Annotated in this window: 14 protein-coding genes; 8 read left to right on the top strand and 6 right to left on the bottom strand. The window is 69.7% G+C overall.

The genetic code is table 11. The features are described 5' to 3' along the window. The first annotated feature begins 52 nt into the window (after positions 1–52). Positions 53–973: a LysR substrate-binding domain-containing protein gene (locus M2165_RS09430; RefSeq protein ID WP_280814386.1), complete on the top strand. Its 921-nt coding sequence runs from the start codon at positions 53–55 to the stop codon at positions 971–973. 11 nt (positions 974–984) lie between these two features. Here the strand turns inward: M2165_RS09430 and M2165_RS09425 are convergent, their stop codons facing one another. Both M2165_RS09425 and M2165_RS09420 read right to left on the bottom strand, forming a co-directional pair. Further along, positions 985–1,965 (bottom strand): tripartite tricarboxylate transporter substrate binding protein, encoded by a 981-nt coding sequence (locus M2165_RS09425; protein WP_280817505.1) that lies wholly within the window; start codon positions 1,963–1,965, stop codon positions 985–987. A 2-nt stretch (positions 1,966–1,967) separates the two neighbouring features. After that, complete coding sequence (locus M2165_RS09420) at positions 1,968–4,916, bottom strand: DNA topoisomerase III (protein WP_280814385.1); 2,949 nt, start codon at positions 4,914–4,916, stop codon at positions 1,968–1,970. Positions 4,917–5,001: 85 nt separating this feature from the next. Here M2165_RS09420 and M2165_RS09415 point away from each other — a divergent pair, with 85 nt between their 5' ends. The 3 genes from M2165_RS09415 to M2165_RS09405 are packed head-to-tail and all read left to right on the top strand — an operon-like array spanning position 5,002 to position 6,677. Continuing rightward, complete coding sequence (locus M2165_RS09415) at positions 5,002–5,625, top strand: SET domain-containing protein-lysine N-methyltransferase (RefSeq protein ID WP_280814384.1); 624 nt, start codon at positions 5,002–5,004, stop codon at positions 5,623–5,625. An 8-nt stretch (positions 5,626–5,633) separates the two neighbouring features. Further along, positions 5,634–6,476: a biotin--[acetyl-CoA-carboxylase] ligase gene (locus tag M2165_RS09410; RefSeq protein ID WP_280814383.1), complete on the top strand. Its 843-nt coding sequence runs from the start codon at positions 5,634–5,636 to the stop codon at positions 6,474–6,476. A gap of 12 nt (positions 6,477–6,488) precedes the next feature. Then, a complete protein-coding gene (locus tag M2165_RS09405) occupies positions 6,489–6,677 on the top strand; it encodes a sporulation protein (protein ID WP_280814382.1) in 189 nt (62 codons plus the stop codon). A 15-nt stretch (positions 6,678–6,692) separates the two neighbouring features. Here the strand turns inward: M2165_RS09405 and M2165_RS09400 are convergent, their stop codons facing one another. The 3 genes from M2165_RS09400 to M2165_RS09390 all read right to left on the bottom strand — a co-directional run bounded on the left by M2165_RS09400 (position 6,693) and on the right by M2165_RS09390 (position 9,391). Continuing rightward, positions 6,693–8,135 carry a sensor histidine kinase gene (locus M2165_RS09400; RefSeq protein WP_280814381.1) on the bottom strand — a complete coding sequence of 481 codons (1,443 nt, stop codon included), beginning with the start codon at positions 8,133–8,135 and terminating at the stop codon, positions 6,693–6,695. A gap of 28 nt (positions 8,136–8,163) precedes the next feature. Continuing rightward, entirely contained in the window at positions 8,164–8,838 is a 675-nt protein-coding gene (locus M2165_RS09395) for a response regulator transcription factor (RefSeq protein ID WP_280814380.1), read from the bottom strand. 67 nt (positions 8,839–8,905) lie between these two features. Next, entirely contained in the window at positions 8,906–9,391 is a 486-nt protein-coding gene (locus tag M2165_RS09390; RefSeq protein ID WP_280814379.1) for a MarR family winged helix-turn-helix transcriptional regulator, read from the bottom strand. Positions 9,392–9,534: 143 nt separating this feature from the next. Here M2165_RS09390 and recA point away from each other — a divergent pair, with 143 nt between their 5' ends. From recA to M2165_RS09370, 4 genes are all read left to right on the top strand, one after another. Further along, a complete protein-coding gene (gene recA, locus M2165_RS09385) occupies positions 9,535–10,647 on the top strand; it encodes a recombinase RecA (RefSeq protein WP_280814378.1) in 1,113 nt (370 codons plus the stop codon). Between the two features lie 42 nt (positions 10,648–10,689). After that, positions 10,690–11,148, top strand: coding sequence for a recombination regulator RecX (recX, locus tag M2165_RS09380; RefSeq protein ID WP_280814377.1), 459 nt, complete (start codon positions 10,690–10,692; stop codon positions 11,146–11,148). Further along, positions 11,132–11,563, top strand: a complete 432-nt coding sequence (locus M2165_RS09375) for an SRPBCC family protein (RefSeq protein ID WP_280814376.1) — start codon at positions 11,132–11,134, stop codon at positions 11,561–11,563. The genes recX and M2165_RS09375 overlap by 17 nt, the downstream gene beginning before the upstream one ends. Before the next feature lie 74 nt (positions 11,564–11,637). Further along, entirely contained in the window at positions 11,638–12,354 is a 717-nt protein-coding gene (locus M2165_RS09370) for a hypothetical protein (protein ID WP_280814375.1), read from the top strand. A gap of 27 nt (positions 12,355–12,381) precedes the next feature. Here the strand turns inward: M2165_RS09370 and argC are convergent, their stop codons facing one another. After that, positions 12,382–13,305, bottom strand: a complete 924-nt coding sequence (gene argC / locus M2165_RS09365; RefSeq protein WP_280814374.1) for an N-acetyl-gamma-glutamyl-phosphate reductase — start codon at positions 13,303–13,305, stop codon at positions 12,382–12,384. Positions 13,306–13,377: the final 72 nt, after the last annotated feature.

The following is a 13,377-nucleotide window of genomic DNA, read 5'->3' as shown; positions in this document are numbered from 1 at the left end:
AGGATAGACCAGCTAACATTCTGATCTGGAATGTTTTGATGGACATCCCGCCATGTCGCTCCGCCGTCTCTCCCCGCCTCTGAACCTGCTGCGCGCCTTCTCGGCCGTGGTGCGCTTCGACAGCGTCTCGCGCGCCGCCGAGGCGCTGCACCTCACGCAGGGCGCCGTGAGCAAGCAGGTGCAGGAGCTCGAACGCTGGATCGGCGTGCCGCTGTTCGAGCGCAGCCGCAAGCGCCTCGCGCTCACGCCCGCGGGCGAACGCTACGAGAAGGCGGTGCGCGCGGTGCTCGCGCAGCTCGAGGCGGCCACGCTCGAGCTCATCACCAGCGGCGACGGCGGCGGCGCGCTGCACCTCTCGACGCTGCCGACCTTCGGTGCCAAGTGGCTGATTCCGCGGCTGCCCGACTTCCAGCGCCGCCATCCGCAGATCACGCTGCATTTCGTGCCCTTCGTGCACGGCTACGACTTCGAGCGGCCCGAGCTCGACTGCGCGATCCTGTTCGGCGACGGCCACTGGCCCGGCGCGCGCTCGCACTACCTCGCGGGGCAGGACGTGGCGCTGATCGCGCCGCGCGCGGAGCTGGCCGAGGTGCGCATCCGCGCCCCTCAGGACGTGGCGCGCTGCACGCTGCTGCGCCATGTGACGGTGCCGCAGTCGTGGCTGCAATGGAGCGAGGCGCACGGCGTGCGCGGCCTCGATCCGCTGGCCGGCCCGCAGTTCGACCAGTTCCAGACCATGATCCGCGCGGTCATGGTCGGCATGGGCGTGGCGCTGGTGCCGCGCTGCCTGGTGCAGGACGACATTGCCGCGGGGCTCGTCGACGAGCCGCTGCCCGAGGGCGGCTACCGCGGCAACGAGGGCTACTGGTTCTGCTACCCGGAAGGGCGCGGCCAGCTCGCCACGCTCGACCACTTCCGCCGCTGGCTGCTCGCGGACGTGGACCTGGGCGCGCAGGCGGCGACGCCTGCCTGAGCCGCGGCTGGCTACTCGGGCTTGGCGCCCGAGGCCTTGACCGCCTGGCCCCAGCGCTGGATCTCGCTCGCGACGAAGCGGTCGAACTCGGCGCCCGTGGTGGGCGCCGGCTCGGAGCCGCGGTCGCGGATGAAGCGCGCCATCTGCTCGGTCTTGAGGATCTCGGTCACTTCCCTGTTGAGCCGCTCCGTGACCTCGGCCGGCGTGCCGCGCGGCGCCATCAGGCCCAGCCAGCCCACGGCCTCGAAATCCTTGGTGCCGGCCACGCCGCTTTCGCGCACCGTCGGCACCTCGGGCAGCTGCGACGAGCGCTTCGCCGAGGTGACCGCCAGCGCCACCGCCTTGCCCGACTTGATGTGCGGCAGCGCCGCCGTGACCGAGTCGACCATCAGCGGCACCTGGTTGCCGAGGAAGTCCGCCTGCGCCGGACCGCTGCCGCGGTAGGGGATGTGGGTGATGAACACGCGCGCCGCCGACTTGAACATCTCGCCCGACAGGTGCTGCGTGCCGCCGATGCCGGCGCTCGCGTAGCTGAGCCGGCCCGGCTCGGCCTTGGCGCGCGCGACCAGCTCGGCCATGCTGCGGATGCCGCTTTCGGGCGTGGCAAGGAACACCAGCGGCACCGTCGCGATCAGCGAGATACCGACCAGGTCCTTGCGCGGGTCGAAGCCCGGCTTGGCGTAGAGCGTCTGATTCACCGCCATCGCGCTGCCGGCCACCACCAGCGTGTAGCCGTCGGCCGGCGCGCGCACCACGAACTCGGTGCCGATGTTGCTGCCCGCGCCGGCCTTGTTGTCGACGATCACGGGCTGCCCGAGCCGGCGGCCGAGCTGCTCGGCGAGCGCGCGCGCGAAGATGTCGGTGGCCTGCCCGGGCGGGAAGGGCACCACGAGCTTCACGGGCCTGTCAGGCCATGCGGCGGCCAGCGCCGGCACGGAAGCGCCCGCGAACGCGGCGGCGGCCACGGCCAGAACGAGCTGTCGGCGCTGCATGCTCATGGCGCCGACAGATGCTTGCCCACGATGCCCGCTAGCTCGAACATCGTCACCTGGTCCTTGCCGAACACCGGCTTGAGCTTGGCGTCGGCGTTGATGGCGCGCTTGTTCGTCGCGTCCTGCAGGCCGTTGGCCTTGATGTAGTCCCAGAGCTTCTTGATGACCTCGGTGCGCGCCACCGGCTCGGCGCCGATCACCGCGGCCAGCGAGTCGCTCGGCTTCAGGCCCGCGCCGGGCTTGCGCGGCGCGGCGGCCTTCTTCGCGGCCGGGGCCTTCTTGGCCGCGGGCGTCTTGGCTGCCGCCTTCTTCGCCGCCGCGGTCTTGCCCGCGGGCGCCGCCTTGCCGAAGGTCTTGCGCGGCGGGAACTTGCTGCCGCCTTCGCGCGGCGCGAACTCGAAGGTCACCTTGCCTTCCTCGGCGTTCCAGGTCAGGAAGGCCTTGAAGGCGCGGCGCGTGCGCATGCTCACGAACTTGTCGAGCAGGTCGGTCTTGCCGGTGGCGAGCAGCTTTTCCATCTGCGCGCGCTCCACCGGCTGCTGCAGGATGATCTTGCCGGTCTTGAAGGTGCAGCTCGGCGTGGGCTGCGCATTCGTGGGCACCGACTTCTCGCAGACGTAGTTGCTGCCGTGCTCGAACACCGGCGCGCCGCAGATGGGGCAGGGCCCGACCGTGTCCTGATCGCTGAAGTCGACGATCTCGCCGGTGTCGGCGTTCTTGTCGTCGCCGAAGTCGAACTCGAGCTTCCAGTTCTTCGCCTCCTCGTCGTACTTGAGCACGATCTCCGAGGTGAACGGCCAGCCCGCCTTCGAGCGGAAGCCCTCGAGCGGCCCGATGTGCTTGTCGGCCAGCAGCGCCTCGGCCTCGGCCACCTCGAAGGTACGCCCGGCCGGCGACTTGCCGAACGAGAAGCCGCAGGGCTCGCTGCCCGGCTTGCCGGTGCAGGCGTAGCGGCGGTAGTTCTCCTTCACCACGCCGCCGCAGTTGGGGCAGGGCGTGGAGAGGGTGGCGTAGTCGCCCGGCACGGTGTCGCGGTCGTACTCCTTCGCCTTCCGGACGATGTGCTCCGTCATCTGCGCGATCTCGCGCATGAAGGCGTCGCGGCTCAGCGCGCCTTTCTCCATCTGCGCGAGCTTGTATTCCCACTCGCCCGTGAGTTCGGCCTTGGAGAGCTCCTCCACGCCCAGGCCGCGCAGCAGCGTCATGAGCTGGAAGGCCTTCGCGGTCGGGATCAGCTCGCGGCCCTCGCGCACGATGTACTTCTCGGTGATCAGGCCTTCGATGGTGGCCGCGCGCGTGGCCGGGGTGCCGAGGCCCTTTTCCTGCATCGCCTCGCGCAGTTCGTCGTCGTCGATCGTCTTGCCGGCGCCTTCCATCGCGCCGAGCAGCGTGGCTTCGGAATAGCGCGCCGGCGGGCGGGTCTTCAGGCCCTTGGCGTCGGCCGCGAGCGTCTTCACCATCTCGCCGGGCTTCACCGGCACCAGGTTCTTGCCGTCCTTCTCGTCGTCGTCGTTCACGGCTTCCTTGCCGTAGATCGCGAGCCAGCCCGGCTTCACCAGCACCTTGCCGTCGGAGCGGAAGGCGTAGTTCCGGCCCTGGTGCGCCACCGTGCTGATGCGCGTGGTCACCTGGAACTCGGCGCTCGGGAAGAACACCGACAGGAAGCGCCGCACCACGAAGTCGTAGAGCTTCTGCTCGGCATCGCTGAGTCCGCTGGGCGCCTGCAGCGTGGGAATGATCGCGAAGTGGTCCGACACCTTGGCGTTGTCGAAGATGCGCTTGTTGGGCCTGACGTAGTTGCCGTCCACCGCCTGCTTCGCGAATGGTGCCAGGTGCTTCATGCCGCTCGTGGCGAGCATGCCCATGGTCTCCTTGACCACCGGCAGGTAGTCCTCGGGCAGCGCGCGCGAATCGGTCCGCGGATAGGTCAGCGCCTTGTGGCGCTCGTACAGGCTCTGGGCCAGCGCGAGCGTGGTCTTGGCGCTGAAGCCGAAGCGGCTGTTGGCCTCGCGCTGCAGCGAGGTCAGGTCGAACAGCATCGGCGAGGCCTGCGTGGTGGGCTTGCTCTCCTCGGTCACGCTCGCGGGCCTGCCGCGCGCGGCCTCGGCGATGGCGAGCGCGTCGCGCTCGTTCCAGACGCGGTCGGCGCGCTGCTCGGCATCGGGCTCGCCATTGGGCAGGAGCGGCGCGTTGGCCTTCTTCCACTGGGGGTCGAAATACTTGCCCGGGTATTCGCCGGCCTCTGCCTGGAAGGTGGCATGCACTTCCCAGTAGTCGCGCGAGACGAACTTGCGGATCTGCTCCTCGCGCTCCACCACCACCGACAGCGTGGGCGTCTGCACCCGGCCCACGGTGGTGAGGAAGAAGCCGCCGTCGCGCGAGTTGAAGGCCGTCATCGCGCGCGTGCCGTTGATGCCCACGAGCCAGTCGGCCTCGGAGCGCGAACGGGCGGCATCGGCCAGGCCCTGCATCTGCTTCTCGGTGCGCAGCGCCTCGAAGCCCTCGCGGATGGCCTGCGGCGTCATCGACTGCAGCCACAGGCGCTTGACGGGCTTGTTGAGGCCCGACTTGCCGCCCGCATACTGCTCGATCAGGCGGAAGATCAGCTCCCCCTCGCGGCCCGCGTCGCAGGCGTTGATGAGTTGCGTCACGTCCTTGCGCTTGGCCTGCTTGACCACCGCGTTCAGGCGCGTCTTGGTCTTGTCGACGGGCTTCAGGTCGAAGTGCGGCGGGATCACCGGCAGGTTCGCGAAGCTCCACTTGCCGCGCTTGACGTCGAATTCCTCGGGCGCCTGGATCTCGACCAGGTGGCCGACGGCGCTGGTCACGACGTAGCTTTCGTTCTCGAAATGCTCGTCGTGCTTTTCGAACTTGCCGGCGACCGGCGTGAGCGCCCGGACGATGTCCTGCGCCACCGACGGCTTTTCTGCGATTACCAAAGTCTTTGTCATCTAAGGGCTCTCTATACTCTGCGGCTTCCCGCGTGCGCATGCGCACGCGCGCATGTGTGCATATTCAACCTAACAGACTTCGGCGATGCCTTCCAAATCCACATCTTCCGGCGGCCGCCGAATCCAGACGCGGCGCTCCACCGTCCATGGCAACGGCGTCTTCGCCGTGCAGGACATTGCGGAAGGCGAGACGCTGATCGAATACAAGGGCGAAGTCATCAGCTGGAAGGAGGCGCTGCGCCGCCATCCGCACGACCCCGCCCAGCCGAACCACACCTTCTACTTCCACATCGACGACGGACGGGTGATCGACGGCAACGTCAACGGCAATGCCGCCCGCTGGATCAACCACTCCTGCGATCCGAACTGCGAAGCCGACGAGGTCGATGGGCGCGTTTATATCAAGGCACTGCGCAACATTGCTGCAGGAGAAGAACTCAACTACGACTACGGCCTGATCATCGACGAGCCCTACACGCCGAAGCTGCTGTCCGAGTTTCCGTGCTGGTGCGGTTCCGAGAACTGCCGCGGCACGCTGCTGACGCCGAAGGACGAGGACGAGGAAAAGAAGAAAAAGAAGTCCGCAAAGAAGGCCGAAAAGAAGAAGGCGGAAAAGAAGAAGGAAGCCCGCAAGGCCGAAAAGAAGGCTGAAAAGAAGGCCGAGAAGAAATCGGAAAAGAAGAAGAAAGCCCGCAAAGCCGAGGGCTGACCGGACACATGACGAGCGCCACGGCCGCCTCCTGGTTCGAAGACCGCATTGCCGCGGCGGTGGCGCCGCTGCTGCCGGGCTTCGCCGTCGAGGCCGTGGCCGAGATCGATTCGACCAATGCCGAGCTGATGCGCCGCGCGCGCGCCGGCCGCAGCGAGCCGGTGCTGCTCGTGGCCGAACACCAGACCGCCGGGCGCGGCCGGCTCGGGCGGCCCTGGCAGAGCGCGCAGCGCCGCGACGAGGCGGCGGCCGTGTCTTCGTCGCTCACCTTCTCGCTGGCGCTGCCGCTCGCACCGCGCGACTGGGCGGGCCTGTCGCTCGCCGTCGGCGTCGCCGTGGCCGAGAGCCTCGACCCCACGGGCGCGGCGGGGGTCGCGCTCAAGTGGCCGAACGACCTGTGGGTGGACGACCGCAAGCTCGCCGGCATCCTGATCGAGACCGCGGTGCCGCATGCGGCGCGCGCCGACGCCACGGCCGCCGCCGCGGCGCGCTACCTCGTGATCGGCATCGGCATCAACATCGGCCCGCGCGAGGCCGAGGGCATGCGCACCCCGCCGGCGTGGCTGCGCCAATGGCGGCCCGACGCACGCGCGCCCGAGGTGCTGGCCGAGCTGGCGGCGCCGCTGGTGCGCAGCGTGCAGGCCTTCGAGACGCGGGGCTTCGCGCCCTTCGCCGAACGCTTTGCCGCGCGCGATGCGCTGCGCGGCCGCGAGGTCCAGCTCAGCGACGGCACCGCCGGCCTGTGCGAAGGCGTGGCCTGGGGCGGCGAGCTGCAGGTGCGCACCGCCGAAGGGCTGCAGATGGTCTCGAGCGACGAAGTCAGCGTGCGCCCGCGCGGCATGGCGCTCTGAGACGCGGCCACCATGAAGCTGCGTCTCTTCCTCGTCCTCCTGCTGCTCGCCAATGCCGGCTACTGGCTGTGGTCGCGCGGCGATCTCGCCGGCTTCGGCCTCGCGCCCGCAAGCCTGAACGAGCGCGAGCCGCAGCGCCTCGGGCGCCAGGTGCATCCCGAGTGGCTGCAGATCCGCAAGGACGCCCGGGCCGCCCCCTGAGCGCCCGCCCGCCGGTCAGTCCGCCGCGGATTCGCCCTCGAAGCGCACCGTGAAGCGCGCCCCGGGCGGCTGCCGGCCCGGATGCGCATCCTCGAGCTTCACCTGCGCATGGTGCAGGTTGGCGATCTCGCGCACGATCGGCAGGCCCAGCCCCGAACCGTCGGCCTCGTTGCCGAGCACGCGGTAGAAGGGCTCGAACACCAGCTCGCGGTCGGCTTCGGCGATGCCCGGCCCGTTGTCCTCCACCTGCAGCAGCACCACGTGGCCGAAGGGATCGGCCAGCACGCGCGCCGTGATCACGCCCGGGCGCTCGTCGCTGGAAGGCGTGTAGTTGATCGCGTTGTCGACCAGGTTGCGGATCAGCTCCTTCAGCAGCGTGGCGTTGCCTTCGAGCACCACGCCCGGCGCGCCCGGCTGGGCGCCGTCGTAGCCCAGGTCCACGCGGCGCTCGATGGCCCGCGGCACCGCCTCGCGCACCACCTCGATCGTGAGCCGCGCCAGGTCGCAGGGCTGGCGCCCGGTGCCCGCGCCGGTGCTCTCCGCCCGCGCGAGCGAAAGCAGCTGGTTGACCGTGTGCGTGGCGCGCACGCTGGCGCGGCCGATCTGCTTGAGCGACTGCTTGAGCTCGTCGGCATTGGCGCCCTCGCGCTGCGCCAGGTCGGCCTGCATGCGCAGGCCCGCGAGCGGCGTCTTGAGCTGGTGCGCCGCATCAGCGAGGAAACGCTTCTGCGTGTGGATCGAATCGTTGAGCTTGTCGAGCAGCTCGTTCACCGACGAGACCAGCGGCACCACCTCTAGCGGTACGGAGGACTCGTCGAGCGGGCTCAGGTCCCCTGGGCGGCGCTCGCGGATGCGCGCTTCCACCACCGACAGCGGCTTGATCCCGCGCACCAGCGCGAGCCAGATCAGCAGCACCGCCAGCGGCAGGATCGCGAACTGCGGCAGCAGCACGCCCTTGATGATCTCGGTCGCGAGCACCGACTGCTTCTCGCGCGTTTCGGCCACCTGCAGCAGGGCCGGCGCCGCATCGTCCTGGCTGGCCAGCCAGAGCGAGGCCACGCGCACCGGCTTGCCGCGCATCTCGCCGTTGCGCAGCGTCACCACGCCGATCGCGGGGGGCTCGTCCTGATTGGGATGCGGCACGTCGGCCTCGCCGCTGACCAGCTTGCCGTGGCTGTCGAGCAGCTGGTAGTACACGCGGTCCGCATCGTCCGCGCGCAGGATCTCGCGCGCCGGCTGCGGCAGCACGAAGGTCGTCTGGCCCTGCTGCACCGTGACCAGCCGCGCCAGCGTCTGCACGTTGTACTCGAGCGCACGGTCGAACGGCGCATTGGCGATGCCCTGTGCCACCAGCCACGTGACGCCGATGCTCACCGGCACCAGCAGCAACAGCGGCGTGAGCATCCAGTCGAGGATCTCGCCGAACAGGGAGCGCTGCGCGCGCTGGAAGAGCTTCATGCCCGCTCCCGGCCTTCGCCCAGGCGCATCAGGACTGGATCTTCTCGAGGCAGTAGCCCAGCCCGCGCACCGTGGCGATGCGCACCGGTCCCTTCTCGATCTTCTTGCGCAGCCGGTGGATGTAGACCTCGATCGCGTTGAGGCTCACTTCCTCGCCCCATTCGCACAGCCGCTCCACCAGCTGGTCCTTGCTGACCAGCCGGCCGGCGCGCTGCAGCAGCACTTCGAGCAGGCCCAGCTCGCGGGCCGAGAGCTCGACCATTTTGCCGTCGATGGTGGCGACGCGGCCGGCCTGGTCGTACACCAGCGGGCCGTGGCGGATGGTGTTGCTGGTGGCGCCCATGCCGCGGCGCGTGAGTGCGCGCACGCGCGCCTCGAGCTCCTGCAGGCTGAAGGGCTTGGCCATGTAGTCGTCGGCGCCGTTGTCCAGGCCCTTGACGCGTTCCTCGACGCTGTCGGCCGCGGTGAGCACCAGCACGGGCAGCTGCGAGCCGCGGGCGCGCAGCCGCTTGAGGATCTCGATGCCGTGGAGGTTCGGCAGGCCGAGGTCGAGGATCAGCAGGTCGAACTCGCTGTGCGTCATGAGCGCGGTGTCGGCCTGCGAGCCGTTCGCCACATGGTCGACCGCCGCGCCCGAGGTGCGCAGGCTGCGCAGCAGGGCATCGGCGAGCACCTGGTCGTCCTCCGCAATCAGAATCCGCATGCGCCACCTCCGGCCGGTTGACGGCGCTGCAGGGGCGCCGCTCACATAGGTTGTCTCCTGGCCGAGTCTAGCCCGCCGTGTACGCTTCCAGACCGATGGTTACCACGGTGGCGACGTCGTGGCCGACGCTGTCGCGGAACTCGCGCTCGGCCTGGGTCACGGCGTGGCGGAAGGCGTCGAGCCAGGCCAGGCCGTCGGCCGTGAAGCGCACGCGGCGCGCGCGGGCGTCGAGCGGATCGGGGCCGCGCGTGACCAGCCCCCAGGCTTCGCACTGATCCACCAGCGCGCCCATGGCCTGCTTGGTCATGCCGGCGCGCTCGGCCAGGTCGGTGAGGCGCGAGCCCTCGCGCGCGAGATGCCGCGTGATGTGGATGTGCGCCGCGCTCACCTGCGCGCGGGCGGCGAGGTTGGAGAGCGCCAGCGGCACGTCCACGTCGTGCGCCATGAGTTCGAGCACGCGCTCGTCGAAGCGGCGCATGGCGTGGCCCAGCAGGCGGCCCAGGTGGATCTGCCGCCAGGCGTCGGCATCGAGCGGGAAAGCGGCATCGGCCATGGCCCGAATGGTAAAGCAAACTGACCAAAAAACGGGTTTACTCCGCCCAACGAGCCCCTACACTACTGTTCAAGCATCCAGCCTGTGATTAACAGCAGATGGATGAAACCAGACACAAACCGTTGATTTTCAAGGAGTTCCACATGGACGCAGTCGTCAAGGGCGCAAGCATCTCGGTCGCCAACAGTGAGAAGGCCAAGGCCCTGCAGGCCGCGCTGGCGCAGATTGAAAAGCAGTTCGGCAAGGGCACGATCATGCGGCTCGGCGAAGGCGAGGCGCTGGAAGACATCCAGGTGGTCTCCACCGGCTCGCTGGGCCTGGACATCGCGCTGGGCGTCGGGGGCCTGCCGCGCGGCCGCGTGATCGAGATCTACGGCCCGGAATCGTCGGGCAAGACCACGCTCACGCTGCAGGTCATCGCCGCCATGCAGAAGCAGGCCGGCACCTGCGCCTTCGTCGACGCCGAGCATGCGCTCGACGTGCAGTACGCCCAGAAGCTCGGCGTGAACCTGTCCGACCTGCTGATCAGCCAGCCCGACACCGGCGAGCAGGCGCTCGAGATCGTCGATTCGCTGGTGCGCTCGGGCGCGGTGGACCTGATCGTGGTCGACTCGGTCGCCGCGCTCACGCCCAAGGCCGAAATCGAAGGCGAGATGGGCGACTCGCTGCCCGGCCTGCAGGCCCGCCTGATGAGCCAGGCGCTGCGCAAGCTCACCGCCACGATCAAGAAGACCAACTGCATGGTCATCTTCATCAACCAGATCCGCATGAAGATCGGCGTGATGTTCGGCTCGCCCGAAACCACCACCGGCGGCAACGCGCTGAAGTTCTACGCCTCGGTGCGCCTGGACATCCGCCGCATCGGCACCATCAAGAAGGGCGACGAGGCGATCGGCAACGAGACCAAGGTCAAGGTGGTGAAGAACAAGGTGTCGCCGCCGTTCAAGACGGCGGAGTTCGACATCCTGTTCGGCGAGGGCATCAGCCGCGAGGGCGAGATCATCGACATGGGCGTGAACGCCAAGATCCTCGACAAGTCGGGCGCCTGGTACGCCTACAACGGCGAGAAGATCGGCCAGGGCCGCGACAACGCGCGCGAGTTCCTGCGCGAGAACCCCGAACTGGCGCGCGAGATCGAGAACAAGGTGCGCGAGTCGCTGGGCATTCCGCTGCTGGCGGCCGATGCCGACGCACCCGCGGCCGAAAAGGCCGAGAAGCCCGCGAAGGCGGCCAAGGCCGACAAGGCCGGCGAGTAAGTCCGGGGCGCACGGTCCTTTCGGGACCGTGCGGCGATGCGCATGGCTTTCGACGGTCCCTCTCTCAAAGGCCGCGCGCTGCGGCTCCTGAGCCAGCGCGAGCATTCGCGCGCGGAGCTGGAGCGCAAGCTGGCCAGGCATGAAGAAGAACCCGGCACGCTCGCGCGCGCGCTGGACGAACTGGCGGCCAAGGATTTCATCAGCGAGCCGCGGGTGGTGGCCTCGGTGCTGCACCAGCGGGCCGCTCGCGCGGGGGCTGCGCGGGTGCGGCAGGAGCTCCAGGCCAAGGGCATTGCGCCGGCCGCCATCGCGGAAGCGGTGGCCGGCCTGCAGGCCACGGAGCTCGAGCGCGCCACCGCGCTGTGGCGCCGCCGTTTCGAGGCGCCGCCCGCCGACGCCAAGGAGCGGGCGAAGCAGATGCGCTTTCTGCTCGCGCGCGGTTTTTCGGCCGCGGTGGCGGCCAAGGTGCTCAGGAGCGATTTCGATGACGACACCGAATGAAGAGGCTTCCCTGCAGTCCCGCGTGGTCACGCAGCGCGTGGCCTGCGACTGGCGCCGCGCCTACCGGCTTGCCGCCGATCCGGCCCGCCTGCCCGACTGGGCCAGCGGCCTGGCCAAGAGCGCGCTGGTGCCGCACGGCGATCACTGGACCGTGACCACGCCCGAAAGCGGCGAGGTGCGGATGCGCTTCGCGCCCGCCAACGACTTCGGCGTGCTCGACCACTGGGTCGCACCCGAAGGCGTGCCGGAGGTCTACCTGCCGTTCCGCGTGATCGGCGTGGCGCCCGACGCCTGCGAGCTGCAGTTCACGCTGCTGCGCCAGCCCCACATGGACGACGCGGCCTTCGAGCGCGATGCGGCCTGGATCGCGCGCGACCTGCAGACGCTGGCGCGGCTGCTCGAAGCCGAGGGCTGAAGCCGCCGCCGGGCGGCCGCGCCGCCTGATGCATCATCCGGGCCCCACAGCGACAACAACAACCGGAGGATTCCATGTCGTCTCTCGTCCGCACCGGCGCGAAGGCCGGGCTCGTGTTCGCCGGCTCGGCGCTCGGGGGCGTGCTGCTCGGCCTCGTGCTCGGCGGCGGCGTGTTCTTCTTCTACCTGGGCCAGCTGCAAGGCGCCGGCTATGCGGGGGCGCGCGCGGGTGGCGGCGGCGCGGCGCTCGCGCTGCTGAGTTCGCCGCCCTCGCTCGTGGCCGTGCTGTTGCTGCTGTTCGTGGTCGTCTACGCGATGCTGGGCGTGGCGCGGGGCCGCGCACGCGCGATGCAGCAGATCGTCGCGGCGCGCGGCGAGGCCGTGTCGCAGCGGCTCGCCGCCGCCATCGCCGGGCGCATCGAGGCCATGCCGCGCGCCCACGTCGCGCTGCAGCGCGCGGCCGACGGGCTCACCGTGGATGCGCTCGTGAAGCCGCTGGCGCCGGTGCTCGGCGAGGGCAGGGCGGTGCGCGCGGTGGTCGGCTGGCTCCTCGGCCGGCTGCCGCTCGCCGAGGTGCTGGCCGAGTGGCAGCAGACGCGCACCGCGCAGGGCGCGCCGGCGGCGGCAGGCGAGGGCGAGCCCGCGCAGGACCCGGCGCTGCGCGCGCTGCTCACGCGCCGCATCCACGACGCGCTGCAGGAAATCGCCGAGCCCTCGCGCCTGCCGCTTTGCATCGCGCTCGGCGCGCATGCGGTGCTGCTGGGCGTGGGGCTCTGGCTCGTGAACCGGTAAGTAAAAGAAAAAGAAGAACGCGGGCGCTCAGAGCGCCAGCATCAGCTTCAGGTTCTGCACCGCGGCGCCGCTCGCGCCCTTGCCGAGATTGTCGAGGCGCGCGATCACCACGGCATGGCGGTGGTCCTCGTTCGGGAACACGCGCAGCTCGAGCTGGTTGGTGTCGTTGAGCGCGAGCGCGTCGAGCTTGCCGTCGTCGGTGGGCGGCAGCACCTGGACGAACTGCTCGGGCGTGTTGCTCTTCGCGTAGTGCGAAGCGAGCGCGTCGTGCAGGTCGCCGGCCCGGGGCTTGCCGGGCAGCAGGTCGAGATGCAGCGGCAGCTGCACCAGCATGCCCTGCTTGAAGTTGCCGACCGAGGGAATGAAGACCGGCCGGCGCGTGAGGCCGGTGTACTTCATGATCTCGGGGATGTGCTTGTGCTTGAGGCCGAGCGCGTAGGTCTCGAACAGCGCGGCCTCGCCCTTCTCGTAGGCCTCGATCATCGCGCGGCCGCCGCCCGAGTAGCCGCTGACCGAGGGCAGCGAGATCGGAAAGTCCGCGGGCAGCAGGCCCGCGTCGACCAGCGGACGCACGATCGCGATGGCGCCCGTGGCGTAGCAGCCGGGGTTGCCCACGCGGTCGGCCGCGGCCACGGCCTGCCAGTGGCCGGCCACGAGCTCGGGAAAGCCGAACACCCAGCCCGGCGAGACGCGGTGCGCGGTGGAGGCATCGATGATCTTCGGCTTGCGGCCGGGCAGCTGGTCGATCAGCGCGACCGATTCGCGCGCCGCGTCGTCGTGCAGGCAGAGCACCACCAGGTCGACGCCGGCCATCAGCTCGCGCTTGGCGTTCGCGTCCTTTCGCAGCTCGGGCGCGATGCTCACGAGCTCGATCTGCGGCATCGTCTGGAGCCGCTCGCGAATCTGCAAGCCGGTGGTGCCGGCCTCGCCATCGATGAAAACCTTGGCCATGGTGGGTCCTGCCTGTAAGTACGTATTGACCGCAACCGCACGTCGAGTATTGGTGCGGCGCACCATGATACA

Source organism: Variovorax sp. TBS-050B, assembly GCF_029893635.1.
Lineage (GTDB): Bacteria > Pseudomonadota > Gammaproteobacteria > Burkholderiales > Burkholderiaceae_C > Variovorax.
This window is presented reverse-complemented; position numbering and strand designations above follow the sequence as displayed.

What these genes read in the sequence shown, in the direction of transcription:
- recA (WP_280814378.1), top strand. Translation starts at nt 9,535, where the DNA reads ATGGACGCAGTCGTCAAGGGCGCAAGCATCTCGGTCGCCAACAGTGAG.
- argC (WP_280814374.1), bottom strand. Translation starts at nt 13,305, where the DNA reads ATGGCCAAGGTTTTCATCGATGGCGAGGCCGGCACCACCGGCTTGCAG.
- M2165_RS09390 (WP_280814379.1), bottom strand. Translation starts at nt 9,391, where the DNA reads ATGGCCGATGCCGCTTTCCCGCTCGATGCCGACGCCTGGCGGCAGATC.
- M2165_RS09430 (WP_280814386.1), top strand. Translation starts at nt 53, where the DNA reads ATGTCGCTCCGCCGTCTCTCCCCGCCTCTGAACCTGCTGCGCGCCTTC.
- M2165_RS09405 (WP_280814382.1), top strand. Translation starts at nt 6,489, where the DNA reads ATGAAGCTGCGTCTCTTCCTCGTCCTCCTGCTGCTCGCCAATGCCGGC.
- M2165_RS09425 (WP_280817505.1), bottom strand. Translation starts at nt 1,965, where the DNA reads ATGCAGCGCCGACAGCTCGTTCTGGCCGTGGCCGCCGCCGCGTTCGCG.
- M2165_RS09415 (WP_280814384.1), top strand. Translation starts at nt 5,002, where the DNA reads ATGCCTTCCAAATCCACATCTTCCGGCGGCCGCCGAATCCAGACGCGG.
- M2165_RS09400 (WP_280814381.1), bottom strand. Translation starts at nt 8,135, where the DNA reads ATGAAGCTCTTCCAGCGCGCGCAGCGCTCCCTGTTCGGCGAGATCCTC.
- M2165_RS09420 (WP_280814385.1), bottom strand. Translation starts at nt 4,916, where the DNA reads ATGACAAAGACTTTGGTAATCGCAGAAAAGCCGTCGGTGGCGCAGGAC.
- M2165_RS09375 (WP_280814376.1), top strand. Translation starts at nt 11,132, where the DNA reads ATGACGACACCGAATGAAGAGGCTTCCCTGCAGTCCCGCGTGGTCACG.
- M2165_RS09395 (WP_280814380.1), bottom strand. Translation starts at nt 8,838, where the DNA reads ATGCGGATTCTGATTGCGGAGGACGACCAGGTGCTCGCCGATGCCCTG.
- M2165_RS09370 (WP_280814375.1), top strand. Translation starts at nt 11,638, where the DNA reads ATGTCGTCTCTCGTCCGCACCGGCGCGAAGGCCGGGCTCGTGTTCGCC.
- recX (WP_280814377.1), top strand. Translation starts at nt 10,690, where the DNA reads ATGGCTTTCGACGGTCCCTCTCTCAAAGGCCGCGCGCTGCGGCTCCTG.
- M2165_RS09410 (WP_280814383.1), top strand. Translation starts at nt 5,634, where the DNA reads ATGACGAGCGCCACGGCCGCCTCCTGGTTCGAAGACCGCATTGCCGCG.